This window comes from Bradyrhizobium sp. 154 (genome assembly GCF_023073875.1).
Lineage (GTDB): Bacteria > Pseudomonadota > Alphaproteobacteria > Rhizobiales > Xanthobacteraceae > Bradyrhizobium.
The window spans coordinates 76,413-93,081 of the sequence record NZ_JADPKG010000021.1 but is presented as its reverse complement, the minus strand read 5'-3'; the positions used below and the strand labels follow the sequence as shown (position 1 = coordinate 93,081).

14 protein-coding genes are annotated in these 16,669 nt (G+C 64.2%); 8 read left to right on the top strand and 6 right to left on the bottom strand.

Going from position 1 to position 16,669, the window contains the following annotated elements; all coding sequences use genetic code 11:
* Positions 1–82: 82 nt before the first annotated feature.
* Positions 83–1,567 (bottom strand): hypothetical protein, encoded by a 1,485-nt coding sequence (locus tag IVA92_RS02505; protein ID WP_247280191.1) that lies wholly within the window; start codon positions 1,565–1,567, stop codon positions 83–85.
* A 289-nt stretch (positions 1,568–1,856) separates the two neighbouring features.
* Between IVA92_RS02505 and IVA92_RS02500 the strand changes: the two genes are divergently transcribed.
* Positions 1,857–2,537, top strand: coding sequence for a TetR/AcrR family transcriptional regulator (locus IVA92_RS02500; RefSeq protein ID WP_247280190.1), 681 nt, complete (start codon positions 1,857–1,859; stop codon positions 2,535–2,537).
* 145 nt (positions 2,538–2,682) lie between these two features.
* Here the strand turns inward: IVA92_RS02500 and pyk are convergent, their stop codons facing one another.
* Entirely contained in the window at positions 2,683–4,119 is a 1,437-nt protein-coding gene (gene pyk / locus IVA92_RS02495) for a pyruvate kinase (RefSeq protein WP_247280189.1), read from the bottom strand.
* A complete protein-coding gene (locus tag IVA92_RS02490) occupies positions 4,116–4,706 on the bottom strand; it encodes a DUF1036 domain-containing protein (RefSeq protein WP_247280188.1) in 591 nt (196 codons plus the stop codon). The genes pyk and IVA92_RS02490 overlap by 4 nt, the downstream gene beginning before the upstream one ends.
* Positions 4,707–4,896: 190 nt before the next feature.
* Here IVA92_RS02490 and IVA92_RS02485 point away from each other — a divergent pair, with 190 nt between their 5' ends.
* From IVA92_RS02485 to IVA92_RS02475, 3 genes are all read left to right on the top strand, one after another.
* The gene (locus IVA92_RS02485; RefSeq protein ID WP_247280187.1) at positions 4,897–5,202 is read left to right on the top strand and encodes a DUF1244 domain-containing protein; all 306 of its coding nucleotides are present in this window, start codon (positions 4,897–4,899) and stop codon (positions 5,200–5,202) included.
* Positions 5,203–5,390: 188 nt separating this feature from the next.
* Positions 5,391–5,663, top strand: coding sequence for a DUF2312 domain-containing protein (locus tag IVA92_RS02480; protein ID WP_247280186.1), 273 nt, complete (start codon positions 5,391–5,393; stop codon positions 5,661–5,663).
* A gap of 80 nt (positions 5,664–5,743) precedes the next feature.
* A complete protein-coding gene (locus tag IVA92_RS02475; RefSeq protein ID WP_247280185.1) occupies positions 5,744–7,507 on the top strand; it encodes an adenylate/guanylate cyclase domain-containing protein in 1,764 nt (587 codons plus the stop codon).
* Positions 7,508–7,560: 53 nt separating this feature from the next.
* On the opposite strand, the gene IVA92_RS02470 is transcribed toward IVA92_RS02475, so the two are convergent.
* From IVA92_RS02470 to IVA92_RS02460, 3 genes are all read right to left on the bottom strand, one after another.
* Positions 7,561–9,177: a DUF882 domain-containing protein gene (locus tag IVA92_RS02470; RefSeq protein ID WP_247280184.1), complete on the bottom strand. Its 1,617-nt coding sequence runs from the start codon at positions 9,175–9,177 to the stop codon at positions 7,561–7,563.
* 276 nt (positions 9,178–9,453) lie between these two features.
* Positions 9,454–11,664: a L,D-transpeptidase family protein gene (locus IVA92_RS02465; RefSeq protein WP_247280183.1), complete on the bottom strand. Its 2,211-nt coding sequence runs from the start codon at positions 11,662–11,664 to the stop codon at positions 9,454–9,456.
* 346 nt (positions 11,665–12,010) lie between these two features.
* Complete coding sequence (locus tag IVA92_RS02460) at positions 12,011–13,507, bottom strand: sigma-54 dependent transcriptional regulator (RefSeq protein WP_247280182.1); 1,497 nt, start codon at positions 13,505–13,507, stop codon at positions 12,011–12,013.
* Positions 13,508–13,634: 127 nt separating this feature from the next.
* On the opposite strand from IVA92_RS02460, the gene IVA92_RS02455 reads away from it, so the two are divergent.
* The 4 genes from IVA92_RS02455 (at position 13,635) to IVA92_RS02440 (ending at position 16,536) form a co-directional block, all read left to right on the top strand.
* Positions 13,635–15,569, top strand: coding sequence for a M3 family oligoendopeptidase (locus tag IVA92_RS02455; protein ID WP_247280181.1), 1,935 nt, complete (start codon positions 13,635–13,637; stop codon positions 15,567–15,569).
* Between the two features lie 87 nt (positions 15,570–15,656).
* Positions 15,657–15,881, top strand: a complete 225-nt coding sequence (locus tag IVA92_RS02450; protein ID WP_124162834.1) for an AbrB family transcriptional regulator — start codon at positions 15,657–15,659, stop codon at positions 15,879–15,881.
* A 10-nt stretch (positions 15,882–15,891) separates the two neighbouring features.
* Complete coding sequence (locus IVA92_RS02445; RefSeq protein ID WP_247280180.1) at positions 15,892–16,287, top strand: type II toxin-antitoxin system death-on-curing family toxin; 396 nt, start codon at positions 15,892–15,894, stop codon at positions 16,285–16,287.
* Positions 16,288–16,383: 96 nt separating this feature from the next.
* On the top strand, positions 16,384–16,536 hold the full coding sequence (locus tag IVA92_RS02440; protein ID WP_008136857.1) for an aa3-type cytochrome c oxidase subunit IV: 153 nt from the start codon (positions 16,384–16,386) through the stop codon (positions 16,534–16,536).
* Positions 16,537–16,669 lie beyond the last annotated feature (133 nt).

The following is a 16,669-nucleotide window of genomic DNA, read 5'->3' as shown; positions in this document are numbered from 1 at the left end:
TTCGAAGGAGAGCTGAAGGCAAGCTTCCGCCAGGGTTTTCTTCTTACGCGCAAGGTCGCGAGAGCCAGCGGCCTTGTTTGGCTCACCGTGACGCGGGAGGTAGCTGCACCGGTGCGTCATCGCGGACGTGAACCACGGCGATATCATCCGCATAGAGCTGCTTCCACCCCGGCAAATGGTCCATAATTCTAGCGGCGGGAATGCTGGTGTTCAGCAACGTCGCATCGATCCGGTAGGTCTCGAGCAGACGCAGCAGAGTCTCCACGTTCTTGCCCTCAACGGCATCGAAGTAGTCGAGCACAAACTGCTCTCCATACAGCTCGGCGCGGCCATCGATGAAGCTCTTGATGTTGCGGGTGATCAGATAGCCTCCGATCGGAGCGGTGCTGAAGATCCGCTGCGCGTGCCGCCGTTCGAGCAGGTCGACCGCAGCCGCGGGACTCTGATTGGCAATAAAAGCATACCGGTGCGGCGTCGCATAGGAGCGGGTGATGCTCCAGCCGGCGACGACGATCACGAGCGCCGCAATTGCGGTCATTGTAAAGGAGAACCGCGGTTCTTGCGCCACAGCTCTCGTCAGTCCCAATTGTTCGGCGAACGGCTTTGCGACCACGAGCGGGGTCAACAGGGCAAAGACCTCGATGTTTCTGACGTGGGTGAGTGCCGCCCAGGTCAGGCCTAGCAGCAGAAGAATGCGGGTCCACGGCAGCGTCAGTCCGCTGCAATAGCCGATAGCGATCAAACCGAGCAGGGCGGCTTCAAACGGGCTGAACGAGCTGAAGTCGGCCGGCATCCACTCCCAGATCAACGAGAGCAGCTTACCGAGGCTGAGGATTTTCGTGGCGCCGAGAAGCGTGTCCCAGCCGTAGGGCGTGCAGCAGCTCGCGGCAAGCGCAGCAAGTCCGAACAAGGCCCAGCGCGCCGCCACTGCAAACCGGTCGTTGCGATCTGCGGCCACGATTGCATCGAGGCCAATGGGGCCAATCAGGACCAGCCCCATGACGAAACCGCCGTGAAGATTGGCCCACAACGCCATCAAGAGCAGCAACAGCCAGGAGGGCGCAGTGCGCCGATCGGCGGCCGCCAGCAACCCGCCGACAAAGGCAAGCATGACAGGCAAGGCCAGCATGTGCGGGCGGGCGAGAAAGTGGCCGACCGACATCGCGAGCAGCGGAGTGAGGAGCAGAAAGGCGCGCGCAGGTTCCAGATAGGGCTCAAGCAGGTAGACGAAAATCGCCGCAGTCACACCGATCGCGAGCGATGTCAGGATCACTGCGCCCGACCAGTTCGATGGTTCGTAAACAAGCGCGAACAGCACTTGTGACAGCCAGGAACTCGAGATCCAGGCCTCGCCGGCCCGCGTGAAGGAATAAATGTCGTTGTAGGGAAGTGCGCGGTGTTCGAGGATCCACTGCCCGATCTTGATCTGCCACAGCGTATCGGAGTCGCGCAGCATGACGTCGCCGATGCCTAGAAAGAACACGTAGACAATGGCGCCAATGCAGAACGGCATGAGCCAGCGCGCAACGCCGCGGACGGGAACGCTGCTCGTGATGGAGATCGACATTGCACTCTCGGAGTTGAATGACCACGCACAACAGCGCGTCAGCACCTGAACATGATCGCCTTTAAGTTGAGGTAAACTGGACCGGCTTGCCGCGGCCCAGCGGTGCAAGGATGCTTTTACTACTACTTGCTTGCTTGCAGCCCCAGTTGCGTGGCGCTCGTATGCTCATTTGTATCTTGTCATCCACCCTGAATAGTTGTTCAGTCCTTGCGGGGCAATTTGCATCTTTCGACGTGACGAAGCGTTCGGCCGCGGGGCGTGGCTGGCGCGTGGGGACAGGAAGCGCGCCATGGTTTATCGGCGGACGCATCAAGTGGTGAAGCGCCTTGCAGCCCGGCGCAGTGCGATATTGGCGGCGGCGCGGGAGGCTGCGGCCGAAGGCGGGATGGCGGCTGTGCAGATCGCGCCGGTCGCGCTCCGGGCCAATGTTGCGGCGGGGACGGTCTACCGCTACTTCCCCTCCAAGGCCGAGCTGATCTCCGAATTGATTGCGGAGGTTTCGCGCGACGAACTCGCCGCCATCCGGCGGGCGGCCGACGGCGCGCCGGGGCCGTCCTCGGCGCTGGCGGCCGCGGTCACCACCGTGGCGGTCCATACGCTGTCGCAGCGCAGGCTGGCCTGGGGCATCTTGGCCGAGCCCGTTGATGTCGATGTCAGTGCCTCGCGCCTTGCCAGCCGCCGCGAGATCGCCGGCGAGATTGCGTCACGGATCGACGCCGCCGTGCGCGCCGGCCATCTGCCGGCGCAGGAAACCGCGCTCGCTGCCACCGCGCTGCTCGGCGCGCTGCATGAAGCCCTGGTCGGGCCGCTCGCGCCCGACAATCTCGAGGATCCCGTCAAGATGCGCGACGCGGTGCAGACGGTGACGCTGCTGGCGCTGCGTGCGGTCGGCGTCATGGACGCCCGGGCCAGGGGGCTGGTGGTGCAGCAGACGTTGCTGCCGACCGCGAAGGCGCTGGTTGGGGCGTAAATCCGCCGCGCGATCGGGGCGGAGGCCTGATTGCGCTCAGGCCGTTGCTCGAACAGGGCTTTTCGAAAGACCGCAGCACGGGCGCCGAATGGGCCTTCTACTGTGCATGGGGTTGTTTTCGCAGTTTTTGTTTGAGCAGCCGGACTCAGATATGGGCATCGCCCTCGGGGCCGACCGAGGCGATGCGCACCATGTTGGTGGTGCCGGGGATGCCGAGCGGCACGCCGGCGACAATGATGACGCGCTGGCCGGCCCGGACGAAGCCGTCCCGGAACGCGATCTGGCCGGCGCGGCCGACCATGTCGTCCTGGTCGCGGGCATCCTCGGCCACGACGCAGTGCACGCCCCAGACGACGGCGAGGCGGCGGCCGGCCGTGATGTTCGGTGTAATCGCCACGATCGGCGGCTTCGGCCGCTCGCGCGCGACGCGCACGGCGGTTGAGCCCGAGCTGGTCCAGCAGATCAAGGCGGGCAGGTCGAGCGTCTCGGCGATCTGGCGCGCGGCGTCGGCGATGGCATCGCCGGCGGTCGATTCCGGCGCGGGGCGCTGCGCCATGATCACGGACCGATAGGTCGGGTCGCGCTCGACCTCCTCGCCGATGCGGTTCATGGTCGAGACCGCTTCGACCGGGAACTTGCCGGCCGCCGATTCCGCCGACAGCATGATGGCGTCGGCACCCTCGTAAACGGCGGTGGCGACGTCGGAGACTTCGGCCCGGGTCGGCACCGGCGACTGGATCATCGATTCCAGCATCTGGGTCGCGATCACCACCGGCTTGCCGGCGCGGCGCGCCATCCGCGTCATCTGCTTCTGCAGGCTCGGCACCCGCTCCAGCGGTAGCTCGACGCCGAGATCGCCGCGCGCCACCATCAGCGCATCGGAAGCCTCGATGATGTCGGCGAGGCGATCGATCGCCTGCGGCTTCTCGATCTTGGCCATCACCGCGGCGCGGCCACGGATCATCTTCTTGGCTTCGAGCACGTCGTCAGCCCGCTGCACGAAGGACAGCGCGATCCAGTCGACGCCGGTGACGAGCGCCGCCTCGAGGTCGGCGCGGTCCTTCGGGGTCATCGCCGAGACCGGCAGGTCGGTGTCGGGCAGGCTGACGCCCTTGCGGTCGCTCATCTTGCCGCCGACCACGACACGCGTCACCGCGTGCTCCTTCGTGGTCTCCTCCGCGATCAGCCGCACCTTGCCGTCGTCGAGCAGCAGCGCATGGCCGGGCCGGAGCGCGGCCAGGATCTCCGGATGCGGCAGGTGGACGCGCGTGGTATCGCCTGGCGCCTTGTCGGAATCGAGGGTGAAGGTCTGGCCGTTCTGGAGCTGGACCGCGCCGTCACTGAAGGCGCCGAGCCTGAGCTTCGGGCCCTGGAGGTCGACCAGAATGCCGATTGGCCGGCCGTAGCTCGATTCGACGTTGCGGATCGTCGCCACCAGCTCCCGCATCTTATCATGCGGTGTGTGGCTCATGTTGATGCGAAACAGGTCGGCGCCGGCCTCGAACAGGCGGCGGATCATCGCGAGGTCCGACGAGGCAGGTCCCAGGGTCGCGAGAATCTTGATACGGCGAAGGCGCCTCATTGCTTACTTCCAGACGGGGGCGAGGGCGCTGGCGGGAGGCCAGTCGCGGGCGGCGTACCACCGGGCGGGCTGTTGGGCAAACCGGGAACCCCGCCCGGGCCAACCGTGCCGGGCAGGCCAGGTACGCGTTGCTGCGCCGGTTGTTCGTTGGCGTCGGTGAGCTGGACCGTCCAAGCCCGCTGCTCGCCGGTATCGACCTCGAAATAGCCGGTGCGGTCGTAGCCGCGCGCCAGGCAATCCTCGGTGCCGCGGATGGTGAACTCCTTGTCGCGCGAGCACATGAAGGCTTGGCCCGACCATTCACCGCCACGGTCGTAGTCGATGGCATAGATGTAATAATAGCGGGCGACCAGCGTTCCCCGCAGCAGCGTCTCGCAGGTGCGCGACGAGATGTTCCACCAGCCCTCGGTGGTCCAGCCCTCGGCGTCCTTGTAGCCCAGCGCGATTCCGACCCGGCTCGATGTGTTGTTGCAGAGGCGGAAATCGGCGGACGCCGGGCTGGTCCAGAGGCACAGCAGCGCGACCGCCAGCACCGGGACCAACCGGGCGAGCACGCAAAGGGGGGAGCGGGGAGATTCGGCGATCATTGGCGCGGAAGCTATATCAGATCATTGACGATTTGGCGTGGCGCCGCAGAACCGCCCCAAGGAGCGGTAAGGCCGGCTGCCGGCTCGTTTGCGCCGTGATATGGCAAAATCTGTGACAGGACCCACCTGATCCCGTAAGGGTGACCGCCATCGGGCGGCAGAGCACAATTCAGGGCCAAGGAATCCAGCTATGGCAATCGACGACAAAACCAGAACGGAGCTCGAGGCGGCCGCTTTCCGCCGCCTGGTCGATCATTTGAGGACACGCACGGACGTCCAGAACATCGACCTGATGAACCTCGCCGGCTTTTGCCGCAACTGCCTGTCCAACTGGCTCAAGGACGCCGCCGACGCCCAAGGCGTCGCCTTGAGTAAGGACGAGAGCCGGGAGGCCGTCTACGGCATGCCCTACGAGACCTGGAAGTCGAAATACCAGGGCACAGCCACGCCGGAGCAGATCGAGGCGATGAAGAAAGTCCATCGCCACGGGCACTGAACGACGGCCTGCTGAGTCGCGCCACACAACAGCTTTCTTCAAGCAGCCGCAGGAAGGTGTGGGCGCGCTGTGGACGAGCGCGATGCTGCCTTGAACGCCGGGAGCGCCAACCCTAAGGGTCTACCCAGCACGCGCGGTAAGGATGCCGGCGTCACCTTGTTTTTGCCAGTTCCATTGGGAGTACCAAGATGGCCACCTCCGCCGCCGTCCGCGACGACGAGCCCGCGACGAAATTTGCCAAGGACCAGCTCAAATCCATCATCGAGCGCATCGAGCGGCTGGAGGAGGAGAAGAAGGCGATCTCGGACGACATCCGCGACGTCTATGCCGAGAGCAAGGGCAACGGCTACGACGTCAAGGCGCTGCGCACCATCGTGCGCCTGCGCAAGCAGGACCCTAACGAGCGCGCTGACGCCGAGACCATTCTCGAGACCTACATGCAGGCGCTGGGGATGATCTGAGGCGCCCGGGGGCGTTGCAGCGCACCAAGCTTGGGCGAAATCCCTTCATCTGCTAGAGTGCCCGGTGAAGGGACCGAGCGATGGATGTGCCGGGACCAGAGCGCAGGCTTGCCGCGGTCCTCGCCGCCGACATGGTCGGCTTTAGCCGGCTCATGGAAGTCGACGAGGCGGGTACCCTTGCGCGCCTCAAGACCCATCGGGTCGAGCTCATCGATCCGGCCATTGCCAAGAATCGCGGCACCATCATCAAGACGACGGGTGACGGCATGCTCGCCGAATTCCACAGCGTCGTCGATGCCGTGCTCTGTGCCGCCGAGGTTCAGCGCCGCATGGCGCGGCGCAATGCCGATGTCCCGCCGCCGCGATGGATACAATTCCGCATCGGCATCAATCTTGGCGATGTCATCGTTGATCAAAACGACATTTTCGGTGACGGCGTCAACGTCGCAGCACGACTGGAGGCGCTGGCCGAGCCTGGAGGGATCTGCGTTTCAGGCGCGGTGCGCGATCAGGTGGGCGACCGGCTCGACGGAGTTCAATTCGAAGATCTCGGCGAGCAGAACGTCAAGAACATCGCTCGCCCGATCCGCATCTTCCGCATGCGGCTGGCGGAAGGGCCTGCAAGCCTGCCAGAGGCGACGAAGGCTGTTACGTCACCAACTGTCTCAAAGAAGCCGTCCATCGCCGTGCTGCCGTTCGCCAACATGAGCGGCGATCCGGAACAGGAGTTCTTCGCCGACGGTCTCACGGAAGACATCATCACCGAGCTCTCGCGCTTCCACGACCTGCTCGTCATCTCGCGAAACTCGACCTTCGTCTACAAGGGCAAGGCCGTAAAGGTCCAGGACATCGGCCGTGAGTTCGGGGTCGACTATGTCATCGAGGGCAGCGTGCGGAAAGCCGGCGGGCGTGTCCGCGTCACCGTGCAGCTGATCGACGCGGAAACCGATCGCCACATCTGGGCTGAACGTTACGATCGCGAGCTCCAGGATATTTTCGCCATCCAGGACGAGATGACCCGCGCGATCGTCGCGACGTTGCCTGGTCGCGTCGAAGCGGCAGCGCATGACCGCACCAAGCGCAAGCCGACCGAGAACATGCGCGCCTACGAATGCGTGCTGGCTGCAAAGCTCCTGCATCACCGTTCAACACGCGAGGACAACGCGCAGGCGCAGATACTGCTCAACCGGGCGCTGGCGATGGATCCGAATTACGCCCACGCTCACGCCTGGAAGGCGTGTGTGCTCGGCCAGTGCTGGATTTATGGCTGGTGCGCTGACCGCGACGCGACTTTCGAGCAGGTGGCTGCAGAACTCGAGATCGCGTTGGCACTCGACGACAATGATGCAGATGTGCACCGCATCCTCGCCGCGCTCAATCTGACGCGCCACGACTATGAAAAAGCCACTTATCATCAGGAGCGTGCGTTGGCCCTCAACCCGAACTACGATCTGGTTGTCGTGCAGCAAGGAGAGCTCCTGACCTGGCTGGGCTTGCCTGAGGAGGGCATCGACTGGATCAGGAAAGCGATGCGGCTCAACCCTCATCATCCCGAGCGATTCTGGAGCCATCTCGGTCGCGCGTATTATTGCGCGGAGAAATACGCCGAGGCCGCCGAGGCGTTTTCAAGGATCACGCGGCCCGACTATACCCATCACGCGTTCCTTGCAGCGATATTCGCGCAGATGAACAATGCCGTCGCGGCTGGCGCTCACGCCGCGGAGGTTCTGAAGCGCGAACCCGGGTTCTCGGTGGCAGCCTATCTTGCAACCCTGCACTACAAGCGCGAGATCGATCGCGAGCGTCACGAATCCGGCCTCCTCAGGGCTGGCCTGCCGGCTTGATCGATACGCGCAGGAAGAACAGGGCAGGCGAGAGCTTGGCTGGGCCGCGGCTCTCAGCGCAGCGCGGCAGTGCGCATGACGAAGGACGTCGTCTCGAGCTTGGCGGTGGCGCTACCCGAGAAACTGTCGCAGGACAGGCCCTGCATCGGGTCCTCGACAAAGCCCATCGCGATCACGGCCTGCGGCTTGACGAAATAGCGGCGCAGCGCCGCCGTATCGAGCTCGCCCATCAGCGTCACCGACATCGCACGGCTGGCGCTCGGTGACAGCATCACGATCTTGAGCCAGATGCTGTCGCCCTTGGCCGCGGAGAGCCGGGTCGCGGTTGCGATCCTGCCATCGATGCTCTTGCCGACCACGGTGTTGATCTCGGCCTGAGCGAGGCTGCGCGTCGTGGAAGCGGGACGAGCGGAGCGCGGGATCGGGGCAGAGGCGGCGACGACATTGGCGCGGTCGACCGGCGAGGCGGAAGCGGGGGCAAAGGCCAGCGCCTGATAGGCCGCGCTGGAAACGCTCGCGGTGGCTTGCGGATCGGTGGCGGCGGCAAGTGCCTGGCGCGCCTTCAACGCTGCGACCTGTGCCGGCGTCGCCTGCTGCGGCGCGGCCGGTATATCATCCCAGAAACCGCGGGCATTGATGATGTCGGCCGGGGTCTCGGGCTTGGCATCGGCAGATTTGGCGGTCGCCGGCTTGTCAGCCCCCGGCTTCGGCTTGGGTGGCGCAACGATCTGCGCGTCGGCCGAGGCGAGCTGGAGCGTTGCAGCGATCTGCGGCTTGGCGCGCGGCGTCGGCACCGGCTCGGCGGACTTGGCCGCGGCGGCGACCACGGTCGGCGTCGCCGGTTTCGCGGCCGGCGCCGGTGCGCCCTCGTCATCCTCGTCGCTGCTGGCGGCCGGAGCCGCCGACCTGCCCTTGAACAAGGCGGCGAAGAAATTGGTCTTGCTGCCGGAATCGTCGCCGCTGCCGCGTCGCTCGATCTCGGCCTTGGCGAGCTCATAACCCTTCAGCGGAACGCCGTCGGTCGGCAGATGCACTGTTTTTCCGTCCGGGAAAACGCGGGCGAGCTGGTCATGCGTCATGCGCGGCCAGTGCCGGATGCTGCCGGTATCGAGGTGCACGAAGGGCGAGCCGGAGGTCGGATAGAAGCCGACGCCGCCGCGCTGGAGGCGCAGGCCGGCGAAGCGGATCTGCTCCAGCGGCACGCCGGGGATATAGAAGTCCATCGCGTGGCCCAGCATATGCTGGCTGAAGCGCGCCACACCGGAGGAGCGGCGGCGGAGCATGGCGTTGGTAGCGGGGGAGCGGTAGGAGGAGATGATCTGAATCGGCTGCTTGCCGTCGACGTCGCGATAGACTTCCCAGAGGATGTCGAACAGGCGACGGTCCATGACCGTCTCGTCCTGGGTGCGCCAGTCGCGCAGAAAGTGATTGAGCTGCTTCAGCGCGGCTTCGTCATACCGGCCGTCTCGTTTGAAGGTGACGGTGAGGTCTTCGCCGGAATGGGTGTGATGAAAGGAGAGCGTCTTGGTTTCGTTCAGCGCGGCGGCGTCATGAACCGAACCTGCGGCAGCAAGCAGCAGTGCAGCAGCGAGGCCGATCCTGGATCCGGCCTTCACTCCCGCATGGGACAACGACAGCACAGCGAATTGGCGTGCGAGACCAGTCAGCACGTATGAGCCCACCCAGTCGACGAGCGTTCAAAATGGACTCTCCCGCCAACCCCGTAGCAGCGCGAAAGAGGATGAACGCTTTCTTAAAGCGAGAAGGTTAATTCGAGGTTGACCTTCCCGCCCCCAAACCAAGTCAGAATACAATCCTAAACGGTTGACTGTGGCAAAAAAACGCCCGCTGTCCGGGCCGAGGTTGAGGGTGGTTAACGTTAAGCGACCCCGTCCAGGGACGGGGTCGCTGATTTTATTGCAGAATTTTACAGAGGGAGCTGAGCCTCAGCGGGTAAACACCCGCTGCGGGCGGCGGCCCACCGGTGCGGGCGGCGCGGTCGGGGCTGGTGCCCCAAACAGCCGCTCGAAGAAGTTCGGTCCGGACGAGCCGAAGCCACCGCCATTGTTGGCCACCGCCACGCCAGAGGGCAGCGTCGTCGCCGGGCGCGAATAGCTCGGCTGCGAATGCGCCACGACGGCCTCGAGGTCCTTGCCGCGGTTGTTCTTCAGGATGTTGATCATGGTCGCGTCGCGGCCATAGATATCCTTGCGAAACTGGAGCTTGCCGGCGTCATCCACGAACGCGGTCTGATAGGTGATGTTGACCGGGATCGGGGTCGGGAATTTCAGGTCGATCTCGCTCTTGCCGTACATGCTGCGGACGCGCTCGGGCGTGTACTTGTCGTTCGGCATGGTGATATTGAGCAGCACGGACGCGTACTGATCCGGATTCTGCACACGCATGCAGCCGTGGCTGAAGGCGCGCTCGTCCCGGGCGAACAAATGCTTGTCCGGCGTGTCGTGCTGATAGACCAGGAACTTGTTCGGGAAATTGAAGCGGATGCGGCCGAGCGCGTTGGCTTCACCCGGCGGCTGCGAGATGTGCACCGAGCCGTCGCGGTTCTGCTCGAGCTTGAGGCCCATGCGCTGAAGCACGGTCGGGTCCTGCTGAAGCGCCGGCAGATATTCGTTGTAGACGATCGACGGGGGCACGTTCCAGGTCGGATTGACCGTGATGTACTTCATCGTCTCGGTGAGGAGCGGCGTCGCATGCGTGCCCGGTTTGCCGGTGACGACGCGGGTGGTCCAGACCTGCTGGCCCCGCTGCATCACCTTCAGCGTATAGTCGGGAATGTTGAGGATGACATAGGCATCGCCGAGTGAGGGCGCCCCGAGGTCGCGCGGCAGCCAGCGCCAGCGCTCCATGTTCACCAGCACCACGTCGATCTGCTTGTCGCGCTTGGGGGTGTTGAGTGCCTTGACGGTCTTGTCGTCGAGGATGCCAGTCGCCTTCATCTCGGCGCCGCTCTGGAATCTGCGCACGGCGTCGGCGACCGCCGCGTCATAGCGGGTGTCGTTCGCGTTCTCGGTGATGCCGAGCTTGGCGCGCAGCTGCGGCACGCGCGCATCTTCCACGACGATCTCGGCCTGCTTCTTGCCGGCCGGGGTGTATTTCAGCGCCGGACCGTCGGCGATCTCGATCAACGGGCCGCTGCCGTGGCCGCGGAGCTCCGCGAGCTTGGCCTTCAGCTCCTTATAGAGCTTGTGCGGCGGGTTGTAGCTGTCGAGCGCGGCGGACGCATCCGTCGCGGTCGTGACCTTGGCAAGCACTTCGTTCGGGTCGACCGGGTGCTCGGGATAGAGGATGTCGCCGCTGACTTGCGACCAGTGCATGCGGCCACTCTGGGCGTGCCGCGCATAGTCGAACATGCTGGCGGTGAGTTTCAGCTCGGCATCGGCGAGCGTATCGGGCGTGGTCGCGGCGGCGAAATCCGGCACCGGATAGTCGGCCGGATTGAGGCCGTCGGAGGCCGCGTCCTTCAGCCGTGCGATCACACCCTTGGCTGCAGCGGTCAGGCTGCCGCCTTGAGTCCAGACCGGCGCGAAGTCGCGCGCACCGTAAAACTTCTCGATCGCCGCGCGCTCGTTCTTGCGGTCGAAATGGCGCGACGTCTTGGCGCCGATGATGTCCTTGAGCCTGTCGGCGACCGGCTGGTCGGCAGCGGGAACGTTGCTCGCGGCCTTCACCGGCTCGGCGGCCGGAGCCGCAGCGGGGGCCGCAGGCGCGACCGGCGTTGCCGTCGCCGTGTCTGCCTTGGCGGGCTCAGATGCGGCAGGCTCGGTCTTCGCAGGTTCGGTCTTCGCAGGTTCGGTCTTGGCCGTCTCGCTCGTCGGCGCCTCAGTGGCGGGCGAGGTGGCGACGTCGGAAGGCTTGGTCTCGACTTTGTCGGGCGCCGGTGCGACTTCGGTCTTCACGGGCTCCTTCGCAGTGGCCTGAACGGTGGCGGTGGTATCGAGCTTGATGTCGGAGGCGGTTGGGGGCGGGACGTTGGCCGGCTCGGGGCGCGGGATCGCGGCCTCGATCGCGAGCTCGGCGGCGCTGCTGCGCGCCTGATCCTGCGCCAGGGCTGAGCTGGCGGACACCGTGAGGAAGGTTGCCGCGACTGTCATCAAGACACGGTCAAAGCCTGCGCGGTGGTTCAAACAGTCACGCATTGTGTCACACCCCTCGGGTGAACTGTCCCTCGTGGAACAGCTTCGTTATCGTCGCTAAATCTTCGGCTGAACGCGCCGGCCTCTCGAGAGTCGCACGCCTGCACGCAACGATTCATACGCAGACGATATACGGGCCCCGTTTTTGCGGCCAGCGCTACCCGGGACAACTCACGACAAACTGACGTCAAGGCAGCCTTTTTGGCAACGAATTATGCGCATGCCCCACGCGCTTTTCCCTGTGTCTGTCACTTCCAGGTCACGGTTCACGTCGCGACGAAATTTCACCGTGTTGCGAAGGGCTTGCGGCCTCTTCGCGGCAACAGGCAATCCGCTGTGCAGATACGGCTCAGTGCGTCTCCTCGTCGCTTTTCCCGCCATGGCCAGGCACGCCTGCTTCGTCGAGTTTGCGGTAGAGCGTGGACCGGCCGATTTTGAGGCGGCGGGCGACTTCGGACATCTGCCCGCGGTAATGCGAGATCGCGAAGCGGATGATTTCGCTCTCCATGTCCTCCAGCGGGCGGACATCGCCGCTCGCGGTCAGCATGCAGAGAGTTCCCGCCGACGGGAGGGGAGCAATCGGTATTTCGTTACCCGACACCAAGGGAGGCGCCGCGATCGGCTCGAGCATCAGTGGCGCAGTCGGAATGTCGGTTGCGGGATGCGGCTGCGAAGCGAGCAGGGGAAAATCGCCGAGGCCAAGCTGGTCGCCGTCGCTCATCACCACCGCGCGGTAGACCGCGTTTTCGAGCTGGCGGATGTTGCCAGGCCAGTCGAGCTGGGCGAGGTGAGCCACCGCTTCGCCGCTGATGCCGGTGATGGTGCGGTTCTCCTCGGCGGCAAAGCGCGCCAGGAAATGCCGCAGCAGATGCGGAATGTCCTCGCGCCGGGCCCGCAGCGACGGGATCGTCAACGGCAGCACGTGCAGGCGATAAAACAGGTCTTCCCGGAAGTGCCCCTGTTTGACCCGCTCCAGGAGCTTGCGATTGGTCGCGGAGATGATGCGCACGTCGACCTTGACGGGCTTGCGGCCGCCGACCGCCTCGACCGCGCCTTCCTGGAGCGCGCGCAAGAGCTTGACCTGCGCCGTCAGCGGCAACTCGCTGATCTCGTCCAGGAACAGCGTGCCGCCATGGGCCTCGACGAACTTGCCCATGTGCCGCTCGGTGGCGCCGGTGAAGGCGCCCTTCTCGTGGCCGAACAGGATGGACTCGACGAGGTTGTCGGGGATCGCGCCGCAATTCACGGCGACAAAGGGTTTTGCCTTACGCTCGCCGCTGCCATGAATGGCGCGCGCGAACATCTCCTTACCGACGCCGGACTCGCCCTCGATCAGCACGGGAATCGAGGAGTTCGCCGCCTTCTGCGCGGTGCGCATCACGCCTGCCATCGCCTCGGAGCGGGTGATGATGTCGGAGAAGCTCAGACGGCCCTCGCGGCTGTGACGGATGCGCTGCAATTCGCCCTTCAGTGCGGAGGCGTTAAGCGCGTTGCGCAGTGAAACCTGAAGCCGCTCCAAGCCGACCGGCTTGACGACGAAATCCGCCGCGCCGGCGCGCATCGCCGAGATCACGTTGTCGATGCCGCCATGCGCGGTCTGCACGATGACCGGGATGCTGAGGCCCGCTTCGCGGATTTTCGCCAACACACCCATGCCGTCGAGGCCGGGCATCACGAGATCGAGGATGACGCCGTCGATGGCCGGGGCGTCGGGAGCGGTGAGGGCAGCGATCGCGGCGTCGCCGGAATCCACGACGACCGTCTCGTAGCCGCATTTCTGCACCATGTTTTCGACCAGCCGGCGGGCTACAGCGTCGTCGTCGGCGATCAAAATACTGGCAGCCATGGTTTTCCCTGCACGCTACAACTATCTGTCTCGAATCGGGGCACTCTGGCCGAAGCCGATTAACGCACTCTTAAACCTTGATGCCCACGCCCGCCGTCGCGACGGTTGAACACAGGTTTCCCGCACAATGAATTCGCGCTCCAAGCTCGCTCTCAAAAAGTCTGCTCTCAAGAAGCCCGTTTCCAGCAAGTCCGCTCCCCGCAAGCCGAGCACCAGGAAATCCGCCGCCAAAGCAAAGTCCTCCAGGCCTTCCGCAAAGTCTCCGCCTGCAAAGCCTGCAAGCAAGACCGGCAAGCTTCCGGAGTGGAACCTGGCCGATCTCTTTTCGGGGATCGAGGCGCCGGAAGTGGCGCGCGACCTCGACAAGATGGATGCCGATTGCGTCGCGTTCGAGACGGACTACAAGGGCAAGCTCGCGACAGGGACAGCAAACGAAGATGGCGGAAAATGGCTCGCTGAAGCCGTGCGACGCTATGAGGCGATCGACGACCTCGCCGGCCGTCTCGGCTCCTATGCCGGCCTGGTCCACGCCGGCGACAGCGTGGACCCTGCGATTTCAAAATTTTACGGCGACGTGTCCGAGCGCCTGACGGCGGCGTCGACACATCTTCTGTTCTTCGCGCTCGAGCTCAATCGGATCGATGACGATATTTTGAACCGCGCGATGCAGACACCGGAGCTGGCACACTATCGCCCCTGGATTGAGGATTTGCGCAAGGAAAAGCCGTATCAGCTCGACGACAAGCTCGAGCAGCTCTTCCTGGAGAAGGCGCAGACCAGCTATTCCGCCTTCAACAGGCTGTTCGACCAGACCATCTCGGGCCTGCGCTTCAAGGTGGGCGCAAAAGAGCTCGCGATCGAGCCGACGCTCAATCTGTTGCAGGACCGAGACGGCGCAAAGCGCAAGGCCGCCGCCGAAGCCCTGGCGAAGACCTTCAAGGCAAATGAGCGCACCTTTGCGCTGATCACCAACACGCTCGCGAAGGACAAGGACATTTCCGACCGCTGGCGCGGCTTTCAGGATGTTGCGGATTCCCGGCACCTCAACAACCGCGTCGAGCGCGAGGTGGTGGATGCGCTTGTCGCCTCGGTGCGCGCGGCCTATCCAAAATTATCGCATCGCTACTACGGGCTGAAGGCGAAGTGGTTCGGCAAGAAGCGGCTCGCTTATTGGGACCGTAACGCGCCGCTGCCCTTTGCCGCGACCGACGTCATCGGCTGGCCCGATGCGCGGAACATGGTGCTGACGGCCTATCGCGGCTTCTCGCCCAAGATGGCCGACATTGCGGAGCGCTTCTTCACCGATCGCTGGATCGACGCGCCGGTGCGTCCGGGCAAGGCGCCCGGCGCGTTCTCGCATCCGACCACACCGTCGGCGCACCCTTACGTGCTGATGAACTACCAGGGCAAGCCGCGCGACGTGATGACGCTCGCGCACGAGCTCGGCCATGGCGTGCATCAGGTGCTCGCCGCGAAGAACGGCGCGCTGATGGCACCGACGCCGCTGACGCTGGCGGAGACCGCGAGCGTGTTCGGCGAGATGCTGACCTTCCGGCGGCTGCTGGCGCAGACCAAGAGCGCAAAACAGCGCCAGGCGCTGCTCGCCGGCAAGGTCGAGGACATGATCAACACCGTGGTGCGGCAGATCGCGTTCTATTCGTTCGAACGCGCAGTTCATACCGAGCGCAAGAACGGCGAGCTCACCGCGACCCGGCTCGGCGAGATCTGGCTGTCGGTGCAGGGCGAGAGCCTGGGGCCCGCGATCGAGATCAAGGCGGGCTACGAGAACTACTGGATGTACATCCCGCACTTCATCCACTCGCCGTTCTACGTCTACGCCTATGCGTTCGGCGATTGTCTCGTGAACTCGCTTTATGCGGTCTACGAGAATGCGGCCGAGGGCTTTGCCGAGCGCTATCTCGACATGCTTGCCGCCGGCGGCACCAAGCACTATTCCGAGCTGCTGCGGCCATTCGGGCTCGACGCCAAGGACCCAAAATTCTGGGATGGCGGGCTCAGCGTCATCGCCGGAATGATCGACGAGCTGGAGAAGATGGCCTGAGTGGCTGGCTTCTTGCGGGGCGTAAAACGTCTGTTGAACCAAGAGTCCAGCAATGTTATACACCCGTATAACCGCTGGAGGTTAGCCATGAAGATCGAGATCAAGAAGATCGGCAATTCGGACGGGTTGTTGCTGCCCCGCGAGCTTATGCAGCGACTCGATCTCAAGCGCGGGCAGCAATTGCATGTCGTGGAATTGCCCGGTGGGGGTTTTCAATTGCTGCCTTACGACCCCGACTTCGAGCGGACGATGGAAATTGCCGATGAGGTGATGGATAAGTATCGCGATACGCTCGCTGCGCTGGCAAAATAGCGGCCGGCGCATGAGTGATCCTCAGGAGCCACTCTGGGTCATCTACGAGCAGGCTGTCGCAATTCATAGCCGACAGCTCCGGCGCTTCGGTGGCGCGCCCGGATTGCGCGACGAGGGCATGCTGCGTTCGGCGCTGGAGCGTCCGATCAACAAATGGCGCTATGAACAGGCGCCAATGGAAGAACTCGCTGCAGCATACGCGTTCGGCCTCGCGAAGAACCATGCATTTGTCGACGGAAACAAGCGCATCGCCTTCATGGCGATGATGGTCTTCCTTCACAAGAACGGCGTCGCCTTCAGTCCCGCTCCCGCGGAAGCGACAACGATGATCCTCTCGCTTGCCGCGGGCGAAGTCAGCGAGCAGAGCCTGGCGCGCTGGATCCGCGACAATTGGAATTCCAAATGACCTCATTTGCGGGAAAACCGCGCCCGCGTGCCGTTGCCCTGCCCGAAAGTTTGCGGTATCCCAGCCCAACAATTCGACTTTCGACTGGGGACATCCATGGCTGACCATAGCGAAGTGGCGTACACCACCGCCGACGGCAACGACTACGTTGCGCACGAGCAGACCTACGAGGGCTTCATCAAGCTGGTGAAGTACGGCACGGCCTCGGTCGCGCTCATCGTGATCCTGATGGCGATCTTCCTCACCTGATCGATCGGCAGCTGCACACGCCAGCGGCAGCAGCTGCCCAGAAAATTTGCATACAAACCGGTCCCAGAACCGGTATCGAACGCCGCGGGAGTAACGCTTTAGTTTGCGCGCGCGCTGTCCTGCGCCGCCGGAG